This window comes from Actinoplanes awajinensis subsp. mycoplanecinus, from assembly GCF_001509495.1.
Taxonomy (GTDB): Bacteria; Actinomycetota; Actinomycetes; order Mycobacteriales; family Micromonosporaceae; genus Actinoplanes; species Actinoplanes palleronii.
Genome location: NZ_LLZH01000120.1, coordinates 1 through 1,060, shown reverse-complemented (window position 1 = coordinate 1,060; position 1,060 = coordinate 1). Strand labels below are relative to the sequence as shown.

At 67.6% G+C, this 1,060-nt stretch carries 2 protein-coding genes; both read left to right on the top strand.

Annotation, left to right across the window (positions count from 1 at the left end; all coding sequences use genetic code 11):
• Positions 1-105: 105 nt before the first annotated feature.
• Positions 106-615, top strand: a complete 510-nt coding sequence (locus ADL15_RS15145; protein WP_083971279.1) for a Pycsar system effector family protein — start codon at positions 106-108, stop codon at positions 613-615.
• Between the two features lie 14 nt (positions 616-629).
• The gene (locus tag ADL15_RS15140) at positions 630-923 is read left to right on the top strand and encodes a hypothetical protein (protein WP_067690292.1); all 294 of its coding nucleotides are present in this window, start codon (positions 630-632) and stop codon (positions 921-923) included.
• Positions 924-1,060 lie beyond the last annotated feature (137 nt).

Sequence of the window (1,060 nt, the reverse complement as noted above, 5' to 3'; positions counted from 1 at the left end):
GGACATCGAGATCCTGACCGAGGCCCTGGCCTACCAGGTCACGGCCCCGAAGATCCTGGCGTTCTCCCGCTTCGACGACAACGACGCCGTCGGAGGGCAGACGCGATGAGCCCCGACAACTACCTCGACGACATCGACATCACCCACAGCTTCATCATCGGACCGGCGACTGCCGAGGTGAACGCCCAGATCTCCCGCGTTGACACCAAAGCATCGATCTTGACCGGTCTGGCCCTCGCGGCACTGACCGGTGGAGCCGCGCTAGTGGGCAAGGCCCATCTGCACGGTTTCTCGATGGTGACTGCTGTCGTGACCGCCGCCCTGATCGGTACGGCGATCGTCCTGCTGGGTGTGGCCATCCGGCCCGCGCTCGGCGGCAACTACGGCTTCATGCGCTGGGCCTCCGCGCCCTCCGCCGAAGCCCTGCACGAGCACCTGGTCACCCAAGTGCCCACCCTCGACCCGGCAGCCCACGACGGCGAAGAAGCCGCGCATCTGTGGCTGCTGGCCCGGTCCGCCCGCCGCAAGTACCTGCGGGTACGGCTGGCCGTCGATCTGCTCGGTGCCGCCCTCGGCTGCGCCGCGCTGACCGCGTTCCTCTCGGCTCTGGACTGACGGGAGGACCGGCCATGACCCACAACCAACACCACCGCAGGAACATCAACCGCCGCTACGGCAGCGGTGCCACACCCGTCGGCGACGCACAGCACCCTTACGTCTACTTCATCGCGTTCCACGCGATGCGCGACGGCGGGGCGTTCTTCGGCAACGGCGAGTTCGGCCTGACCTGCGAACTGACCAGCATGGATCAGGTCCTGGAGGTGGAGGAATCTCTCCGCGCTCAGGGCTACACCCATGCGAAGATCCTGGGCTTCTCGCTGCTACGCACCGTCACGGTGCCCCGATCCCGGGAGCAGCGATGAGCACCCGCGTGAGCGGACGTGCCTGGGCATACACCGGCGCAGTCCTCGGCGGATCGGTCTCGATCGCCGCGAACGTCGCTCACTCCTTCGTCGCACCCAAGGGAGTCGCCACCCCCGCCACCTGGTCACCCGAGACG

Bases quoted from the DNA above. Each gene is read 5' to 3' on its own strand.
- ADL15_RS15145 (WP_083971279.1), top strand. From the start codon at position 106: ATGAGCCCCGACAACTACCTCGACGACATCGACATCACCCACAGCTTC.
- ADL15_RS15140 (WP_067690292.1), top strand. From the start codon at position 630: ATGACCCACAACCAACACCACCGCAGGAACATCAACCGCCGCTACGGC.